Origin of the sequence: Dyadobacter frigoris, from assembly GCF_005280585.1 — a bacterium.
In the GTDB taxonomy this organism is placed as follows: Bacteria; Bacteroidota; Bacteroidia; order Cytophagales; family Spirosomataceae; genus Dyadobacter; species Dyadobacter frigoris.
Map to the genome: position 1 here is coordinate 152142 of NZ_SZVO01000019.1, position 19953 is coordinate 172094.

General features: G+C 39.3%; 16 protein-coding genes and 1 tRNA gene. 13 read left to right on the top strand and 4 right to left on the bottom strand.

The features are described 5' to 3' along the window. Window positions 1–16 precede the first annotated feature (16 nt). The 3 genes from FDK13_RS29930 to FDK13_RS29940 form a co-directional block, all read right to left on the bottom strand. On the bottom strand, window positions 17–928 hold the full coding sequence (locus FDK13_RS29930; protein WP_137343696.1) for a helix-turn-helix domain-containing protein: 912 nt from the start codon (window positions 926–928) through the stop codon (window positions 17–19). Window positions 929–990: 62 nt separating this feature from the next. Continuing rightward, window positions 991–1794, bottom strand: coding sequence for an SDR family oxidoreductase (locus FDK13_RS29935; protein ID WP_137343697.1), 804 nt, complete (start codon window positions 1792–1794; stop codon window positions 991–993). Between the two features lie 224 nt (window positions 1795–2018). Beyond that, a tRNA-Met gene (locus tag FDK13_RS29940) sits at window positions 2019–2092 on the bottom strand. Window positions 2093–2291: 199 nt separating this feature from the next. Here FDK13_RS29940 and FDK13_RS29945 point away from each other — a divergent pair. The 6 genes from FDK13_RS29945 (at window position 2292) to menD (ending at window position 9532) form a co-directional block, all read left to right on the top strand. After that, window positions 2292–2684, top strand: coding sequence for an START-like domain-containing protein (locus FDK13_RS29945; protein ID WP_137343698.1), 393 nt, complete (start codon window positions 2292–2294; stop codon window positions 2682–2684). Next, window positions 2684–4180, top strand: a complete 1497-nt coding sequence (locus FDK13_RS29950; RefSeq protein ID WP_137343699.1) for an LptF/LptG family permease — start codon at window positions 2684–2686, stop codon at window positions 4178–4180. Before FDK13_RS29945 ends, FDK13_RS29950 begins: the two co-directional genes overlap by 1 nt. Before the next feature lie 102 nt (window positions 4181–4282). Continuing rightward, complete coding sequence (gene rpsO, locus FDK13_RS29955; RefSeq protein WP_137343700.1) at window positions 4283–4558, top strand: 30S ribosomal protein S15; 276 nt, start codon at window positions 4283–4285, stop codon at window positions 4556–4558. 117 nt (window positions 4559–4675) lie between these two features. Continuing rightward, a complete protein-coding gene (gene pnp / locus FDK13_RS29960; RefSeq protein ID WP_137343701.1) occupies window positions 4676–6811 on the top strand; it encodes a polyribonucleotide nucleotidyltransferase in 2136 nt (711 codons plus the stop codon). A gap of 68 nt (window positions 6812–6879) precedes the next feature. Then, complete coding sequence (locus FDK13_RS29965; RefSeq protein WP_015810559.1) at window positions 6880–7743, top strand: sigma-70 family RNA polymerase sigma factor; 864 nt, start codon at window positions 6880–6882, stop codon at window positions 7741–7743. Between the two features lie 67 nt (window positions 7744–7810). Beyond that, entirely contained in the window at window positions 7811–9532 is a 1722-nt protein-coding gene (gene menD, locus FDK13_RS29970) for a 2-succinyl-5-enolpyruvyl-6-hydroxy-3-cyclohexene-1-carboxylic-acid synthase (RefSeq protein ID WP_137343702.1), read from the top strand. A 1-nt stretch (window position 9533) separates the two neighbouring features. Here the strand turns inward: menD and FDK13_RS29975 are convergent, their stop codons facing one another. Continuing rightward, window positions 9534–10559, bottom strand: coding sequence for a tetratricopeptide repeat protein (locus FDK13_RS29975; RefSeq protein WP_229216277.1), 1026 nt, complete (start codon window positions 10557–10559; stop codon window positions 9534–9536). A 51-nt stretch (window positions 10560–10610) separates the two neighbouring features. Here FDK13_RS29975 and FDK13_RS29980 point away from each other — a divergent pair, with 51 nt between their 5' ends. The 7 genes from FDK13_RS29980 (at window position 10611) to trmB (ending at window position 19893) form a co-directional block, all read left to right on the top strand. Then, window positions 10611–10862 (top strand): hypothetical protein, encoded by a 252-nt coding sequence (locus FDK13_RS29980; protein ID WP_137343704.1) that lies wholly within the window; start codon window positions 10611–10613, stop codon window positions 10860–10862. Window positions 10863–11030: 168 nt separating this feature from the next. After that, the gene (locus tag FDK13_RS29985; RefSeq protein WP_229216278.1) at window positions 11031–14048 is read left to right on the top strand and encodes a tetratricopeptide repeat protein; all 3018 of its coding nucleotides are present in this window, start codon (window positions 11031–11033) and stop codon (window positions 14046–14048) included. A gap of 38 nt (window positions 14049–14086) precedes the next feature. Further along, complete coding sequence (locus tag FDK13_RS29990) at window positions 14087–15757, top strand: TonB-dependent receptor (RefSeq protein ID WP_137343706.1); 1671 nt, start codon at window positions 14087–14089, stop codon at window positions 15755–15757. A gap of 30 nt (window positions 15758–15787) precedes the next feature. Further along, window positions 15788–16861 (top strand): HU domain-containing protein, encoded by a 1074-nt coding sequence (locus FDK13_RS29995; RefSeq protein WP_137343707.1) that lies wholly within the window; start codon window positions 15788–15790, stop codon window positions 16859–16861. Between the two features lie 113 nt (window positions 16862–16974). Then, entirely contained in the window at window positions 16975–17901 is a 927-nt protein-coding gene (locus FDK13_RS30000) for a hypothetical protein (RefSeq protein WP_137343708.1), read from the top strand. A gap of 8 nt (window positions 17902–17909) precedes the next feature. After that, window positions 17910–19211: a bifunctional folylpolyglutamate synthase/dihydrofolate synthase gene (locus FDK13_RS30005; protein WP_137343709.1), complete on the top strand. Its 1302-nt coding sequence runs from the start codon at window positions 17910–17912 to the stop codon at window positions 19209–19211. 22 nt (window positions 19212–19233) lie between these two features. Beyond that, window positions 19234–19893: a tRNA (guanosine(46)-N7)-methyltransferase TrmB gene (gene trmB, locus FDK13_RS30010; protein ID WP_137343710.1), complete on the top strand. Its 660-nt coding sequence runs from the start codon at window positions 19234–19236 to the stop codon at window positions 19891–19893. Window positions 19894–19953 lie beyond the last annotated feature (60 nt).

A 19953-nucleotide genomic window follows, 5' to 3' on the forward strand; every position in this document is an offset into this window, starting at 1 on the left:
CAATGAAATCGTCTTGTCAGTTAAACGTTTGCCGAAACTCCAAAGGAGAAATGTTCATTTTCTTTTTAAACAGTTTGTTGAACGACTGAGGATATTCGAAACCTAATTGATAAGCGATTTCTGCAACTGATAAATTTGTTGCTGTAAGATATTCCCTGGCTTTTTCAAGGAGTTTTTCCTGAATATGCTGCTGAGCACTTTGTCCTGTAAGTGACCGCAGCATATCACTTAAATAATGAGGTGACAAATTGAGGTTTTTTGCCAGAAGTTCAACCGTCGGAAGTCCGTTCCTAAGCGTTTCTTCCTGTTCGAAAAATTCACTTAAAAATTTTTCTATTTTAGTCAGCAAATCATGGTTTACGGCTTTTCGGGTAATAAACTGCCTTTCGTAAAACCGGTTACTGTAATTTATCAATAAATCAATTTGAGACAGAATAATACCTTGTGTATGCTTGTCTATGTGCTGATATTCTCCATCAATTTTTTGAAAAATCTCTACAATGTTTTTTTCTTCCTTTTCCGAAAGATGCAGTGCTTCATTAACGGCATAAGAGAAAAAACCATAATCTCTGATCGTTGTGGCAAGCGGATGTTTATATAGAAAATCGGGATGGAACATCAGTACATACCCCGTTCCGGTTTCCTGGTTTGTAATATTAGTTTCCGGAGCATCAAGGCCATGAATCTGTTTAGGAGCAATAAAAGTCATTACGCCTTTGTCATAATCGTAATATTGCTGACCATATTTTACTTTTCCTAAAACATCTTTTTTTAATGAAACACAATAGAAATTCAAAGAAAACTGTTCCCAGATCGCATCGTCGGCAAGACGCATATCCTGAACGCGCACCACGCTTACCAGCGGATGTAAAGGCTCCGGCAGGGATAGCAAACGATGAAACCGGGATATAGAATTAATGATATTCATTTTGATTTTTTTATAAACTTACAACAGGCAACTGTCTTCTGAAGTTGCCTGTTTTTTATCAGCTAGCCAAGAATCTGTTTCCTGATCTCTTTTCTAAATTCTTCGGTTCCTATTTCCAAACGTCTTGCGTACAACGCTTTTGCGTCGTTGCCTGCTATGTAACGAATCTGGTCTTTGTCATCCGTCGCTGCTTCGTAAACAATTTCAGCAATTTGTCCGGCAGTTGAAGCTGAATCCATCATTGAATCTACAATTGAGAATAATTTATCCTCAATTTCCTGATATTCAGGCTTTGAGTTTCTGTCGAGCGACCGGCCTATAAAATCGGTTGCTATACCGCCCGGTGCAATGGTTTTGATTTTTATATTTTGCAGGCCGAGTTCGAACGACATACTTTCCGACCAGCCTTCTATGGCAAATTTCGTGGCGTGATAAATTGAATGTAGCGGAAATGCAAGAAGTCCGCCCATGGAAGTGGTGCTGATAAACAAGCCAGCTTTCTTTTCTCTAAAATAGGGGATAAATTCATGCGTAACACGCAATACACCTATAAGGTTTGTATCAATCTGTTTTAAAATCTGTTCATCACTAAACGCTTCCATGGCACCCATTAATCCATAACCTGCGTTATTAAACACCACATCAATTGCATACAGAGAAATGGCTTTGGCTACCGTACTTTTAATTTGTTCAGGGTTGGTAACGTCAAGGGGGAAAAGAGTAACGTTTGTCAATTGCGTGAGTTCTGTTTCCTTTTCGGGATTTCGCATGGTGGCAATAACATTCCAGCCTTTTGACTGAAATAATCTGGCAGTTGCCTTTCCCAAACCTGTTGATGCGCCTGTAATGAAAATTGTTTTTTGCATTTTTCTGCTGTTTGAATTTTACAATGCAAAAATCAGACAATAAAAAATGCCCTTTGTTTCCAAATCGCGGTTAGTTGTTTCCAAATCGGAGGTAATACAGAAATTATAACTTTTAAATACAGTAGGGGGCTGTGTTTCCGGAAAAAGCCGGTTGGAATTTTAGTTATAATAGTTTTTAGGGCAAAAAAAAATGGCAAACCAAAAAATTGATTTACCATTTCTCGTAGCGGGAAGCAGGATCGAACTGCTGACCTCAGGGTTATGAATCCTGTGCTCTAACCATCTGAGCTACCCCGCCGGACTGTTATTGTGGTGCAAAAGTATGTTAAATAAATTTATGACGCAATAGTTTTTGGTAAAATCCTGTTAAAAAAGTAATTTAAATTAAAACGAAAAAGTACATTGCTGCTTTTTATTAGTGAATTATGCTATATTACAACTTTTAAGATCAGCAGGTTAACTTTCAAGAAATGGACGCACCATTAAACCCAGTCAATATGGAAAAATTTAAATTTATTACTGAATTTGAATTACGCTCATCCCCAAAAGTTTTATTCCCATATATATCCACGCCTTCCGGACTTGAACAATGGTTTGCAGAGAAGGTAATTGTGATGCCAAATCAAAGATTCGATTTTCAATGGGACGGAGATAGCCATGTTGCAAAACAAACCGGTTTACGAATTAATAAAGGTGTCAAGTTTGAATTTGAAAATACAAGTCCTGACGAGCTTGACAATAATCACCTGGAAATGAAGTTAGAAGTAAGTGAATTAACCCAGACAACGTTTCTGAGAGTTACGGATTATTCCGCAAATCGGGATGAGGCTGAACTATTATCGTTATGGAATGGGTTTATGGATAATCTAAAAGAAATTGTAGGGAGTTGATGAAAAAGCTGGATAAGCTTATACTAATGTCCTTTTGGGGACCGTTTTTGGTTACTATGTCGGTGGTGGTTTTCATATTTCTGATGAAGATCATGATTTTTTACATTGACGATTTTGTGTCTAAGGATTTAGGCATTTGGGATTACTCCCGGTTATTCTTTTTCTTTAGCCTGATCACTGTTCCCACCGCTCTTCCGCTCGCGATGCTGCTGTCTTCACTTATGGCTTTCGGGAATCTGGGCGAATTTTTTGAATTGACGGCTATAAAAAGCGCAGGAATATCTGTTGTGCGCGCTATGGCTCCTTTATTTATTGTGGCCGTCGCGATCAGCATTTTTTCTTTTTATTTTAATGACCGGATTTCTCCCTGGGCAAATCTGAAAGGGTATAGTCTGCTTTATGATATAAAAACGACCAAAGCAACGCTGAAAATTAAGGAAGGAATATTCTACAACGATCTTCCTGGTTACAGCATCAAGGTTGACAAAAAAATGGCCGATGCCCAATCCATGAAGGGTATGGTGATTTATAAACATGATAACCGTTCTTACGAGCATGGAAATACAACGATTATTCTTGCCGATTCGGGGAAAATGTATACCATCAATGAAAACTCCAACCTGGTCATTGAGTTGTTTAATGGCACGATGTACACCGAAGATAATGACAATGGAGGGCGCCCTGCCTATATTGTTTCACCGGTAGGGCAGGCTCCGCCAGCGCATACAAAATTTACAAGAAATATTTTTGACCATTACAAATTAGTTGAAAGCCTTTCCTCTTTTGGCATGAAACGGACGGACGAAGGGCAATTCAAGTATCATGAGTTCATGAAGAATATCAATGATCTGAATCATACTTCCGATTCGATCAGGACTTCATACAATGAGACAAAAAAGAATTTGTTACCGAACAGTCAGCAGTATTTTTCCTACAACTATAAGCAGGGAACGGATAAAAAACTAAAATCCGGCGTCTGGATTGATTCTTTGCTGAATAAGCCATTATCTGATAGTTTGAAAAAAGAAATACTTACAAATGCCAAAAGTTCCGCGGCCAGTATGCAGAGCTATGTAAAATCCAACGCGGATTATTTGCAGGCCAAAATTAAAGATGCCAGTAAATATGAATTGGAAAAACATCATAAATATACACAGGCACTTTCTTGTCTGGTGATGTTTTTGATCGGCGCTCCGTTAGGCGCCATTATTAAAAAAGGAGGATTCGGTGTTCCGGTACTTGTTTCGGTTCTGTTTTTTATTTTACTATATGTGCTTATTAATCAAGGCGATAAGTGGGTAAAGGAAGGGCTTGTTATCGTTCCGGTTGGTGCCTGGCTTGCCAATACTGTTTTATTTTTGGCAGGAATGTATTTCATCGACAGGGCGCGCAGCGACTCCCGTCTTTTTGATAAGGATGTTTACCAAATGCGTATTAAAAGAATTAAATCTTTTATCGCAAGTAGATTCGGTAAAACGCCGCTTATCAATTCATAGTAAAATTATATTTTCTTTATATTAAAAGAATTTGTACTTTTGCGACCTTGTTTACGGTATAGTGCTGTAAATGTATTCATTTATTAATCTGTTGTTACAATCATGTATTTAACTACGGAAAAGAAGAGAGAGATCTTCGAAACCAAAGGTTTTAAGAAAGAAGGCGGAGACACAGGATCGGCCGAATCACAAATTGCTTTATTTACGTACCGTATCAATTATTTGAACGAGCACTTAAAGACGCACAAAAAGGATAATGACACTCGCCTTGGACTACTTAAAATGGTAGGAAAGCGTAGAAGATTATTGGATTATCTTTTCAAAAACGACATTTCTCGTTACCGTGCGATTATCGCGGAATTGAACATCCGTAAGTAATTTTTTAGATCAGGGAACTTGCAGCATCGTAAGTTCCCTGATTTTTTGCGGAAATTGACAGAATTCACAGGAAACGTTCTGGTGACGTTTTCACAGCTACCAAACATTACATATTCTATGCTATTTAACATAGTGACCAAAACGATACCATTGCCTGATGGTAGAGAAATTACAATTGAAACAGGAAAATTAGCAAAACAGGCAGATGGATCGGTCGTGGTACGTATGGGTAATACCATGCTATTAGCTACTGTTGTTGCCAATAAAGATATTAGAGAGGGAATTGATTTCTTGCCTCTTTCTGTTGATTATCAGGAAAAATTTGCTTCGGCAGGTAGAATTCCCGGAAGTTTTATGCGTCGTGAAGGAAAACTTTCAGACCATGAAGTTTTGGTAAGCCGTTTGGTGGACCGCGTTCTTCGTCCTCTTTTCCCTGACGATTACCACGCAGAAATTCAGGTTAATATTATGTTGATCTCTGCTGATGCTGAGGCTTTGCCTGACGCATTGGCTGCATTGGCTGCTTCTGCTGCTATTGCTGCATCGGATATTCCCTTCGGCGGACCTGTTTCGGAAGTACGCGTGGCTAAAATTGACGGACAATTGGTGATCAACCCAGGTTCTTCTGTTTTGGAAAAAGCTACATTGGAGCTTTTGGTAGGTGCTACTTACCAGGATATCACAATGGTTGAAGGAGAAATGGACGAAGTTTCGGAAGAAGAAGTTATCGAAGCTTTGAAATTTGCTCATGAAGTGATTAAACAACAGTGTCTTGCTGTTAAAGAATTCGAAGCTGCTGTTGGAAATACAGTAAAACGCGATTACGTTGGAGACGTTCAGGATGAGGAATTGGAAGCACGTGTTCGTGAATTCTGCTACGATAAAGTGTATGCAGTAGCCCAATTGGGTTCAACAAATAAAAATGTTCGTAAAGAAGCTGCAAAAGCAGTTCTGGCCGAATTTCTTGAAACGATTGGTGACGAAGAAGAAGTTAGTCTTTCTCTTGTAAAACGTTATTTCCACGATTTGGAATATGACGCATCCCGTCGTTTGGTATTGGATGAAAGAAAACGTCTTGACGGGCGTGCATTGGATGAAGTTCGTCCGATCGCTTCTGAAATTGATTTCCTTCCAAATGCACACGGTTCTGCTTTGTTTACACGTGGAGAAACTCAGTCGCTTACAACAGTAACGTTAGGTACGAAAAATGATGAGCAGATTATTGATACGCCGTTGAAATATGGTTACAGCAAATTCTTGCTTCATTATAACTTTCCGGGCTTTTCAACTGGTGAAGTAAAACCTAACCGCGGGCCGGGACGTCGTGAAGTGGGTCATGGAAACCTTGCTTTGCGTGCTTTGAAAAAAGTACTTCCCGCACCAGAAGATAACCCATACACAATCCGTATCGTTTCTGATATTCTGGAATCAAACGGTTCTTCATCTATGGCAACTGTTTGTGCAGGTTCTTTGGCACTTATGGACTCTGGTTTGAAAATCAAGGCTCCTGTGTCAGGAATTGCAATGGGATTGATCTCGGATGAAAAAACGGGTCAATACGCTGTGCTTTCAGATATTTTAGGTGATGAAGATCATTTGGGAGATATGGATTTCAAGGTGACTGGTACTGAAAAAGGTATCACGGCTTGTCAAATGGATATTAAAGTAAACGGACTTTCGTTTGAAGTATTGTCAGAAGCGCTTTTGCAAGCAAAAGCTGGTCGTCTGCATATTTTGGGTGAAATGAATAAAACGATTAAAGAACATCGTCCTGACCTGAAACCTCACACGCCTCGCGCCGTCATAATCAAAATTGACCGTGAGATGATTGGAGCTGTTATCGGGCCCGGAGGTAAAGTTGTTCAGGATATTCAGAAAGAATCTGGTGCTACTGTTTCTATTGAAGAAAAAGATGGTGCAGGTTATGTAAGTATATTTTCGGCAGACAAGACTTCAATGGATAAAGCGGTTGCACGGATTCGTGGAATCATCCTTGTTCCTGAAATCGGAGAGGTTTATTCCGGTAAAGTGAAGTCTATTATGCCTTTTGGTGCGTTCGTTGAATTTTTACCAGGTAAAGACGGATTACTTCATATTTCAGAGATCAAGTGGGAGAGAATTGAAACGATGGATGGTGTTCTTGAAGTTGGGGAAGAAGTGCAGGTAAAATTGGTTGAGGTAGACAAGAAAACAGGCAAGTATCGTCTGTCTCGCAAAGTGTTACTTCCAAAGCCAGAGAACAAAAACGCATAAAATTGTGTTTTCATCAACAAGGGCATTTTTTAATGTCGTTATTTATACATATTAATATTTGAATTTAGATGAGACAGCTAAAGATCAGTAAGCAGATCACCAACCGTGAAAGTCAGTCGTTAGATAAATACTTGCAGGAAATCGGGAAGGTAGATTTGTTAACGCCGGATGAGGAGGTGACGTTAGCTCAAAAAATCAGGGACGGGGATCAGCTAGCATTGGAGCGATTGACTAAAGCTAACCTTCGTTTTGTTGTTTCTGTTGCGAAACAATATCAAAATCAAGGTCTTTCTTTAGGAGATTTGATCAATGAAGGTAACTTGGGATTAATTAAAGCTGCACAGCGTTTCGATGAAACACGCGGTTTTAAGTTTATCTCCTATGCAGTTTGGTGGATCCGCCAGTCTATTCTTCAGGCGCTTGCTGAACAATCACGTATTGTACGTCTTCCATTGAACCGTGTTGGTTCTTTGAATAAAATTTCAAAGACTTTTTCTGAGCTGGAACAACGTTTTGAGCGTGAGCCATCTCCGGAAGAGTTAGCGGAAGTATTAGAAATTTCTTCTTCGGAAGTTGTTGATACTATGAAAATATCCGGAAGGCACGTATCCATGGATGCGCCTTTCGTACAAGGTGAAGAAAACAGTCTTTTGGACGTTCTTGAAAATGATTTGGAAGACAAACCGGATTCTGGTTTGGTTAACGAATCATTGCGTAAGGAAGTACAGCGTGCACTTTGCACATTGACACAGAGAGAAGCTGATGTAATTGCCCTTTATTTCGGCTTAAATGGCGAACATGCGATGACTTTGGAAGAGATTGGTGAGAAGTTCAACCTAACCCGTGAACGCGTTCGTCAGATCAAGGAAAAGGCTATTCGCAGATTACGTCACGTATCAAGAAGCAAAGCTTTGAAAACTTATTTAGGTTAAGACCTGAAAATCCTTATTTTAAAATTAAAATGGCCTCTTTTTGAGGCTATTTTTGTATATAATCGAAATGGCAGTATTACAGCCCCTCATTGATCTGGCCGAAGTTTGTTATGCGCAAGGCATACGGCATGTAGTAATTTCTCCCGGTTCGCGAAGCGCAGCGCTAACACTGGCTTTTTCGCGCCATAGAGGCTTTGAAAAGCATGTGGTGATGGATGAACGCTCGGCGGGCTTTATAGCGCTGGGGATGGCGCAGCAATTAAAGCAAACCGTTATTTTGATCTGTACTTCCGGAAGCGCAGCCTATAATTATGCTCCGGCTGTTACCGAAGCATTTTTCCAGCAAATTTCTTTACTGATATTAACCGCAGATCGACCTCAGGAATGGATCCATCAGCTGGACGGACAAACGATTTATCAGGCGGAAATCTATGGAAAACATGTGAAGAAATCTTTCACAATTCCATCTGATTATGGGCATAAAGACGCCCGTTGGCTGATCAACAGAACTACTAACGAAGCCGCTATTTTAGCATATTCACAACCTTATGGACCGGTGCACATAAATGTCCCGATCCGTGAGCCTTTTTATCCTGAAAATGAAGAAGAATTAAGTCCGTCAGCGGATGTACGTGTTATAAAAAAAGTAGAAACAGAAGCTACATTATCCGTTGAAACCTGGCATGAATTATTGAACGAATGGGATGATGCTGAACGTATTTTGATCGCAGGTGGACAGCATGAAAACAGTGAAAAGCTTAATATTGTTTTATCAAAAATAACCGAAGAACTGGACGTTCCCGTTGTTGGAGATTCTATATCGAACCAGAAGGGGAATCAAAGTTTTATCACGTTCCAGGACTTGTTTTTGGCTGATGCAGATACCGGGAAATTACAGCCGGATCTGCTGATTACATACGGATTGTCTTTCATTTCAAAGGCATTTAAACAATTTCTTCAAAAGAATCCATCGATCAGACACTGGCATATCAGTGAAGATAGCCATATCGTGGATACTTTCTTTTCATTGACCCAAATTATACCGGTTTCTCCGGAATATTTTTTTAATAATACTTTTGAAAAGATTGATTATCAGTTATTTGTGCAAGGGTCGGATCCGGAAAATGATTCTTCTTATAAGACATCGTGGACCGGATATGACCTGAAAGCGAAAGCATTATCAGCTGAATATCTAAAAAATCTATCAGTGTTAAATGATCTAACATCTGTTAATTCAATCATAAATTCACTTCCGGAGGGTTCACAACTGCATATTGCCAACAGTATGCCGATCCGGTATGTGAATGCGTTAGGGAGCGGAGTTTCTCATCTTGAAATTTTCGCAAATCGTGGCACGAGCGGTATTGATGGCTGTGTAAGTACAGCCATCGGAGCAGCTTTGGTTAATAACAAACCTACCTTTTTATTGGTAGGCGATGTAGCGTTTTTATACGATAGAAACGGATTGTTAATTCAGCCTTTACCAGGTAATTTAAAGATCATCGTTTTGAACAATAGCGGTGGAAATATATTCAGAATGATCGATGGTCCTGCCAGTTTGCCGGAGCTTGAAAACTACTTTGAAACACGTCATCCTTTTACTGCCAAACGGACATCAGAAGATTCGAAAATTGAATACTTTCAGGCGACTGATTTTGATGGTTTAAAGACGGAATTGTCAGCATTCTTAGATACAGATAAAATCAGTTTGTTAGAAGTATTTACTGACCCGGCAGAAAATGCAAAATCCTGGAAAGGATTGAAGTCTTACATACGTTCAAATTGGTAAACTATTTGCAGTTTTTGGCAAATTCTTCAATAGCAATGGAATCTTTCAGGATCGTACCTTTTTTCCAGATCTCACAGGCTTTTGTTTTGTCTTTTTGTTTGAAATAAAGTCTTCCCGTAAAGCCATAGAGCATTTCCACTGGTTCAGCCATCTCCATGGCTTTATTGTATTCCAAAAGCGCCTTATCCGGCTCATTTGAGAGGTCATAATACATTCCCAGATTTCTCAGTGCATAGCCATTCTTAGGATTTGTGTCCAATGCTCTTTCTATGAGCTTTTTAGCGTCTTCTAAGGCGCCTGTTTGTAATAATACATATCCTTTATTATTTAAAGCCAGCGCATCGTCTGGATGGAAATTCAGGATTCTGTCAAAATAGAAAATGGCGTTTTTCCACTCTTTGTTATTCGTCGCAATAAGTCCAAGATTATTTAATGCTTCGGGTTGGGCTGGATTTAATTTAATCGCCGAAGCAAAATCTTCCCGGGCAAGACGGTAGGAGTGAAGTTTGTAATAGACCGCACCACGATTTACAAAGGCTTCGGTATTTTCTTTGTCAAGCAAAATGGCTTTGTCATAATCTGCGATTGCTTCGGAAGTCTGGCTCATAGCATCCATCAAATTTCCTTTTATCAAAAAATATCGGGTGGAATCTGCATACTCCTTCGAGATTTTTTTTAAATCTTCTTCCGCACTCTTTAAATCACCCAAACGCAGCGAAGATTCCGATCTTACGAGAATTGCCTGTATAAGTGTAGGGTCGAGCTTGATTGCTTCTGTCAAAACCTCACGGGCATCATTTATTTGGCCCATTTTCATTAATGTGATGCCTTTGTTAAGATAAGCATCCGGGAAATCAGGATTTTTGGCGATGGCCTCATTATACAGACGAAGTGCTTCGGTATAATTGTTTTGTATAAAAGCTACATTACCCTTTAAAAAAAAATCTGCTGAATCTTTTTTATCCTGACCACCACAAGATAAAATATTTAGCACTATAAATATTAGTAATATACTATGTTTTGACATTGAATTCATCCCAATTTTGAATTGATTACTTTTGCAAAAAAATATTTACCTATGCGATATATAAAGGATATACCCAACCAGCACTTCAAGATTAGTATTTACCAATGGAATAATAAGTACATTATCAAGATTGAAACTGGTATGTTCGAGCAAACTTACAAAATCGAAGAATACGAGATTGCAAACGTTGAAGAAATAGAAAAGAGTATGGATATTGAGTTCCTGGAAAAGGTATCCGCCAGATTCTCTGGTATGCAGGACGATTTTGCGAATACATTACACCGTAATGATGTTATTTTTTAAAGTTATATCAAGATATTAGATGTTGCTTTTTCTCTATTTATACGCTTTCAAAGGCCTTTTCGTTTATTACCAAATAGTTTTAGCAGGTAGGAGCCGAACAGCTTTATCTTTTAATTACATATGATCGCAAACAATAAATCACCACAAAAATCCACAAAACGAACCCCTATGCTTTTAAAACATAGCACTTATGCGCTCGGTTTAGGCTTATGCGTTGGTACGTATACGGTTAATGCTCAGAGTACTTTGAGTTATACGGCACCGGAAGCGCATTTTCGTAATGGCCTTGAATATTATGAAAAATTAAACTTTGTTGCCGCCAGGCAGGAGTTTGGAGACTATTTGAATGCAAATGATAATCTGTTAAGTACGAGTGATTACAACAAAGTGACAGCTGAATATTATGTAGCAGTTACCGGTTTGTATTTAAATTATCCGGAAGCAGAAGTTCAGGTGGACAGATTTGTGAGAAATCACGCTGAACATCCTAAGGCTCAGCAGATTTATGGAGATTTGGGGAAATATTACTACGAAGCCGGAAATTACGAAAAAGCGATCACCTATCTGGAAAAGGCGGTAAAACTCCCGGGTAATGGCGGGAAGAAGATGGAAAATACATACCAGCTTGCCATGTCTTATTATAACACCAGGCAACTTGATGCGGCTTTGCCCTTATTTAATCAGGTAAAAACGGATCCTTCCTTTACTAATGCCGGAGACGCTTCGTTTTATGCGGGAGTTATCAATTACCAGAAAAATAATTTCGAAGAAGCTTATCAGGATTTTGTAGCCGTAGAAAATCATCCCAACTATAAAGAGGAAGTTCCCAATTGGATCATTTCTTCTTTATATCAGTTGAAACAATATGACAAACTACTGGCCTATGGGGAGAAAATTCTTGCACAACAAAGAGGCGGAACGAAAATTGCCGAAGTGGCATTGTACGTAGCAGAAGTATATTACGAAAAAGGTGACTATGCTGCTGCTGTAAAAGCATACGAACGATATAATAAAATGAAAGCTGGTTCTGTTCCTCCGGCAGTTGCTTTGCATTACGGACATTCTTTGTTTCGTACAAACAACTATAATGGAACGATTTCTACACTTAAAGGTGTTGCAGTGGGTAAAGATTCTGTATCGCAATACGCTTCATACCTGCTCGGTGTCAGCTACTTAAAGACAAGTAATTTAAGTTATGCTTTAACAGCACTTGACAATGCGTCAAGGTTAGATTACAATCCTGTCATCAAAGAAGAAGCAAGTTACAACCATGCAAAAGTACAATTGGATCTTGGCAACAATAATGACGCTGTAAAAGAATTCAATGCCTTCATTGCTAAATATCCAAACAGTAAACATCAGGAAGAAGCTACGGAATTGGTTGCGGAAGGATACTCCGGAGCAAGCAATAATACAGGAGCAATAACTTATATTGAAGGTTTAGCAAAACGCAATACCAAAATCAATACTACCTACCAAAGACTTACTTTCAATCAGGGCGTGGTAGAATTCAATCAGGAACGTTTTGAGCAAGCGCTTGCTTTCTTTAACAAATCGATCAAATTCCCGATTGACGAAAATATTTTTGTAGCTGCCACTTTTTATAAGGCGGAATCAAATACCGGATTAAAAAAACTGGATGATGCTGTCGCTATTTATACTCAACTCTCTAAAAATTCCAAAGCCGGCATCTACACGCGTAAAAGTCTTTATGCCTTGGGATACGTTTATTACAACCAAAAGAAATACAGTCAGGCTCTGGGTTACTTCAAAGAGTTCACAAACAATACGGAAGGTATTGACGGAAACATTATTGAAGATGCTTACGTGCGACTGGCAGATTGTTATCTGGCTGCAAAAAATTACAACGAAGCCATTGGTACGTATGACAAAGTTTCGGCGAACGGAAAAGTGGACAAGGATTATGCATTGTTCCAAAAGGGGCGTGCCTATGTTTACATGAACCGTGAGCAGGATGCGCGCAAAAACTTTGAACAATTGATCAGTCAGTTTCCTGGATCGCGATATTTGGATGATGCCTATTTCCAGATAGCTGATATTGATTTCAAAAACGGAACATACTCCGCGGCTGTGAAGGGATTCACGCGGATGATCAATGAAAAACCTAAAAGTTATCTGATCCCGGCCGCTCTTTTACGTCGTGCCCAGTCGTATTACAACTTACAGGTTTACGAACAGGCGATCGTTGACTTTAAGAAAATTCTTTCAGATTACCCGGATTCACCATCTGCCAGCAGCGCGCTTGAAGGGATTCAGGAAAGTTATACAGCCGTGGGTCGTCCGGAAGAATTTACCCAGGTGCTTGGTGTTGTGCGTAAAAACAACCCTGGGAACGATAAACTTGAAGACGTTGAGTTTGATAACGTTCGAAACCTTTATTATGCAGAAAAGTATGATAATGCGAAACAGGCCTTGCTTGAATTCTTAAATAGTTATCCATCAAGCAAATATCAGTATGACGCAAGATATTTTGTAGCGTCATCTTTTGACAAAACAGGAAATGTTGCCGAAGCTTTACAATATTACAGCAAAGTTGTTCAGGAAAACCGCTCCACATTTGTAGCTGCGGCTGCTCAGCGTTCTGCTGAACTGGAAATTGGAAGAGGTAATTTCAACAATGCCGTTACGAATTTCAGAGTTCTTCTTCGTAATTCAGAAAACAAAAAAGAGCAGACACAAGCCTGGATTGGTTTGATGGATACTTACTACAATCTGAAAAGCTACGATTCAACGCTTTATTACGCAAGGGAAATCATCAATGTAGGAAATGTTGTTCCGGGTGGTTTAGGAAAAGCGCAGCTTTATTTGGGTAAAGTCCCTTATGAAAGAGGAGATTTGACAAAAGCTTCTGAAGAGTTTAAGAAACTGGCCAGCACGTCAAAAGATGAATACGGAGCAGAAGCAAACTATATGGTTGCTACAATTTTGTTTAAAAATAAGAAATACAAGGAAGCAGAAACGGCTATCCTGGATATGAGTAAAACCTTCGAAGGGTTTGATTACTGGCGGGTTCGTTCATTCATTTTACTTGCGGATGTGTACATGGGCATGAAAGAAGTTGGACAGGCCAAAGCAACGCTGAGCTCGATTATCGACAATTCGGATGATCAGGAAGCAGTGAAACTTGCGAAAGAAAAACTGGCCCAGTTTGAAAAACAAAAATGATAAATTCCTGTCGAAGCAAACAGCAAAAAATATTTCTTATGACGCATTCAAGAACAATTCGTACATCCATATTTTTATTAACTCTGGGTTTTTCATCTAATCTGGCATTTGCTCAGAGAGGGGAAATTGAAAGCCAGACTTATGAAATCGTAAAGGAGAAAAGCATTGAGTTTGCCCCGGCAAACCGGCTTTTTGATAAGGTGCAGCCGGTTCAGGGCACATCGAATGAAAAGAAAGTGAATTACCAGATCCTGGATCCACAGATTAATATAGCATCTCCGAAAATAACACCAACTGTAGCCGCTTCTTCTGATGAGAAAGCACGCCAGGATCAGCCAGATGCTTTAAATAATTATATCAAACTTGGAGCTGGTAATTACGGCCGTTTTCTGGGAGAAGCTTTTGTAAGCGGTCGCCGTGCAGAGGATCTTGTTTTTACCGGACAACTGAAACATTTATCAGCAGGTAACGGTCCGGTGGATGGTAAAAATTCTGCCAACGCCAACACGAATATTAAAGTAGGAGGCAAGTACATTATGAGCACCTATAAAGTGGACGGCTCTTTGGAATACGATCGTAAAAACTATTATTTCTACGGTTACAAACCTCAGATAGAATCTTACGTTGTTAACCGCGATAGCTTGCGCCAGACGGTCAATAATTTTGGTTTCAATCTTGGTTTTGAAAATACAGATCCTTCGGTTGCAGTAGATTATTCGGTAAAAACAAGTCTGAATACTTTGCATGACCGGTATAACGCGTCTGAACTTGACTGGGGGACTACACTAACCGCTTCGGTTCCAATTTCAAATTCGTTTCATGCACAGCTGGAAGCAGGCGCTTTCATCTCGCAACGTGTCGATGCTTTAACATACAATCGTAATTTGTATCGTGTTAAACCTACGTTCAAGTATACATCGGATATTTTCACAATTACAGCGGGTATCAACGCAGTGAACCAAACGGATAACCAGTTGAAGATCAACAAAACGAAAGCATTCCCGGTATTAAATATTGACGTAAGCCCGATTGATGGTATTCATGTATTTGGTGGATGGAACGGTGATGTGGTCAGAAACACGTTAAAGGGGATGTTAGGCGAGAATCAATGGTTAGGGCCTAATGTATTGATTGTCAATACAGAAAAAAACTCTGATATATTTGCGGGTGTTAAAGGAGAAGTTGCCGGTGGCTTTAACTATGAAGGTAAAGTTTCTTATACTTCTTATCATAACTTCTATAACTTTAATAACTCTCTGGCAGATACCTCGAAATTTTCGATCATTTATGATCCGCAGAAAACAAAGGTGTTGAATATTTCCGGACAGGCCGGATATGCTTACAACGATTTATTCAAGACATCCCTTAAAGTTAATTACTACGATTATTCGATGGGATCGGTTGAAGAAGCCTGGCACCGCCCGGATCTTACTTTGAACTGGTTTAATGCTTTGACGATAAGTAAAAAGTTATTTGTGACTGCTGATTTTTATATGTTAAAAGGAATTAAAGCGAAAAATTTTCAGAGTGGGGTTGTTACCAAATTACCGGTAATTGCAGACTTGAATTTGAAGATAGATTACCTGTTAACCAGGAACTTCTCAGCTTTTGTATCGATCAACAACATATTGGGTAAACAGTATCAGAGATATCAGTACTATCCGCAGCAGGGATTGAACTTTGTTGGAGGATTATCTTTTTCTTTTTAACTTCGCTTCATTCACCTCAAAATGCACTTCATGATAGCTGTTGAAACGGTAATAAGAAAACTGGTAACTGATTACGAATTTGTGATCATTCCGGGCTTTGGCGCGCTGCTTTCTCATCAGGCTCAGGCCTTTTATAATGCAGAGACAGGTATGTTTTCTCCACCGGATAAGCGGTTGGCTTTCAATGAGTTTCTGAAACTTGACGATGGATTATTAGCTAACTATATTTCCCGTCACGAGCAGATATCCCATGCAGAAGCAGTTATCTATGTAAAGAGCTACACGGATAAACTTCGTGTTTCTCTACAAACAAATGAACATGCTACGATTGAAGGAATAGGCGAGTTCAGTATGAACGTTGAGGGGAAACTGGTTTTCGAACCTAATACAGACAGATATTTCAAAGACGAATGGTACGGTTTCAGAAGTACAACAGCCAAACTTGTTGAGAAACGGGTTTCAGTTTTAAATGCACCGGTTGTTCATGTTCATGACGAGCACATTGAAGTATTTGAAAAGGAAGAGCCAAGATCTGTTAAAGTAAATTGGATAGCCTGGACATCGGCTGCAATGATTGCCGGTTTGATGTTTTATTTCAGTTTGTTTTATGTTTCTTCAAATGGTGAAAACAGAAGTACGCTGAATCCTTTTACCAGCTTTTTTGATAAAATGAGGAACAGTAGTGTTCCTGTGGCAGCAAAAAAAGTAACAGTTCCTGCAAAAAAAAGAATTGTTTACGTTGTTAGAAAACCAATCGTCGAAAAGACTGACAGTGTTTCAACACCAATAGCTGAGCCGGTTGAAAAAGAAAAACCGCTGGAAGTTAAGCCAGAGGTTGTTGTGCCTTCAATAGCAGCTTCTGCTTCGAGTAAACAATTTTATTTAATCGCTGGTACTTTCAAAGGAAACAAACAAGCGAATGTTCTTTTGGAAGAAATGAAGAAAAAGGGTTATGCTGATGCAATTGTAATTGAAGCGGATCAATACAGCAAAAAAGTTAAAGTAGCTGTTGAAGGTTTTGAACGTGAAGGCGATGCTTACCGCGCTTCGGCAAAACTTAAAAAGATCATAGGAGAAGAGGGCTGGGTTTACAAAAAAAGATAGACCAGGTTTTAAGATAAAAGTACCGGGAAGGAGCCAAAAAGGCTCCTTCTTTTGTATTTATACGAAAATGACATATTTTTACGTTCAACACGAAATCACAAAAAAATTAGCCAATGTTTGAATTACAAGCAGAAGATCGTCAGAGAATAGCAATATCCTGGGCTATGTCTATCGGCATAACGATGGCCATGCTTGGACTTTTCTTCTTCATACGTCTCAACAGTTCTATTCCGAAAGTAGAGCCCATGGAGCTTTTTGTTGAGGTCAATTATGGTACAAGCAAAGTTGGAAAGGGTGATATACAAACTTTCAATAAACCAAGTAATTCGAAGGTTAGGGAAAATATGCGTGCAGAGGCAGAAGAAGTGAAACAGCGTAAATCTGTTTCTCAGCCTAAACCAACGCCGCCGACACCTCCAAAAGTGGAATCAGTAAAACCTACAAAAACCGTTGCTGAAAAACCTGTGATCACTTCAAAAGCGGAAAGCCCGGTTGAAGCTCCTGAAAAAACGGAAACAAAAAAATCAGCAGGGAGTGCTACTTCTTCGGCACCGGTAAGCAAACCTGCTCCTGAAAAAGCGGTTAATAAAGATGCACTTTTCACTAAATCTTCAGGAAGTAAATCGGGAAGCAATGGTACTAACGGAACAAAAAGCGGAGTTGGCGGAAATAATAATGGAGATGATGCGGAAGGTGTAGGTGATAAAGGCTCGAAAACAGGGAGTTTATTTGCAAAAACATACAAAGGTGAAGGAGGCGGTGGCGGAACGGCCGTAGGGCTTAGTTTATCGGGCTGGAAATGGTCTCGCAGACCAGTTGTTAATGATAAATCTGATGCAACGGGTTCAATCACTTTCAAAATCACGGTTGACAAGAACGGTCGTGTAAAAAATATCATCACACAAAGTACCACGGTTACAGATTATGCGGTAGTGAATCAATACCGCAGTGCTGTGAGAGAACTTACTTTTATCTCACAATCATCAAACGTTCCTGAGGAATCTACCGGAACGATCACTTTTAAAATCAGTTCGCAGTAACACAGATAATGAATTATCAGGAAACAATCGACTATCTGTATAGTCGCCTACCAGTCTTTCAAAATATCGGGGCCCGTGCTTTTAAGCCGGGCCTTCATACTACCCTCCAATTGTGTAATCATCTTGGAAATCCACAGGAAAAATTCAAAACAATTCATGTAGGAGGTACCAATGGAAAAGGAAGTACCTCTCACATGCTCGCGTCTGTTTTGCAGGAAGCAGGTTATAAGGTAGGACTTTATACTTCGCCTCATTTAAAGTCATTTACAGAGCGTATACGGGTGAGCGGAGCTAGTATTGACGAAGATTTTATCGTAGAATTTACCGCTGTTAACAAATCTTACATTGAAAGTTTAAGTCCTTCTTTCTTTGAAGTGACCGTTGCTATGGCATTTTCTTATTTCGAAAGGTGCCAGGTTGATGTTGCTGTCATTGAAGTAGGAATGGGCGGTAGACTGGATTCAACCAATATTATTACGCCGGTCCTTTCTGTGATCACAAATGTGAGTTTTGATCATGTTCAGTTTCTGGGAGACACGCTTGGAAAGATAGCTTTTGAAAAAGCGGGGATTATAAAGAATGAAGTTCCGGTTGTCATCAGTGAAAAGCAGGAAATTGAAATTTCTAATGTTTTTGATCAAACTGCATCAGAAAGGAATTCTGAAATTGATTATGGTGCTGATTTATTTGAGATATCAAATGCGAAACATATAAACGGTGCGTTGTCTTTGAATATAGTTTCAAAGGTATCCGGCCAGCTTGTTTATCCTGATTTAAATCTGGATTTGGCTGGTGAGTATCAACTCAAAAACATTTGTGGCGTTCTTGCTGCCATCGAGAAATTACAAAATGCAGGTTTTGAAATTAGTAAGGATGCGCTTTATAAGGGCTTATCTCACGTGCAAGGTAATACTGGTTTGAAAGGGCGTTGGCAGAAATTGTATGACAAGCCTTTGGTTTACTGTGATACCGCTCATAATTATGCAGGTGTATCAGAAACAATGAAGCAATTCAATAGTTTGGTATCAAAACAAAAGAGATTTGTGATCGGTTTTGTATCAGATAAAGATATATCTTCCATTCTTAATTTATTCCCCGGAGAAGGGATATATTATTTCTGTCAGCCTTCTAATCTCAGGGCGCTGGATGCCTCAGAATTACAGCAGGAAGCCTTTAAATCAGGTTTGAAGGGGAATGTTTATCCCAATGTTAATTTGGCTTTGGAGGCCGCAATTTTAGAGTCAGATCAGGAAGATACCATTTATGTCGGCGGAAGTACTTTTGTGGTGGCCGATCTGGATCAGTTATAGTTTGTTGAATTATATTTTAAGCATGTCAAGAAGAAAATTATCCCACTATCAGTTTAGCGCAGAAGCTGCAAATGTTATCGAAATTGGAAAACCACTTTATACCGGGATTAAAGGTAAATGGAATGAGCTTTACTTTAACAACAATAATCCCGTCGTTTTAGAGCTGGCCTGCGGAAAAGGTGAATATACTGTGGGACTTGGAAAGATTTTTCCGGAAAAGAATTTTATCGGAATGGATATTAAAGGAGATCGGATTGCTCGTGGAAGTCTGGCAGCAACTGAATCCGGCTTAACCAATGTCGCTTTTCTTCGTGCAGGAATTCAGTATTCTGAAGAGTTTTTTCAGGAAAATGAACTGGACGAGATCTGGCTCATTCATCCGGATCCACAGGTAAGAGATCGGGACGAACCGAAGCGGTTAACAAATCCTTCGTTTTTGAATAATTATGCCAAATATTTAAAGAAGGGTGGTTTGTTTTGTTTGAAAACGGACAGCACTTTTTTGTATGAGTACAGCCTTGGTACGTTGGAGAATTCTGAAAATTATAAAATTATTGAGCACACAGACGATTTGTATCACTCTCCGTTATTGGAGGAACACCATGGAGTAAAAACCCATTATGAAAGTATTTTTGTGGCAAAGGGCTACACGATCAAATTTATTAAGTCTGTGGTGGAATAAAAAAATAAGCCGTTATGAAATCTTATCATAACGGCTTATTTTTTAGTAATACTAAATACT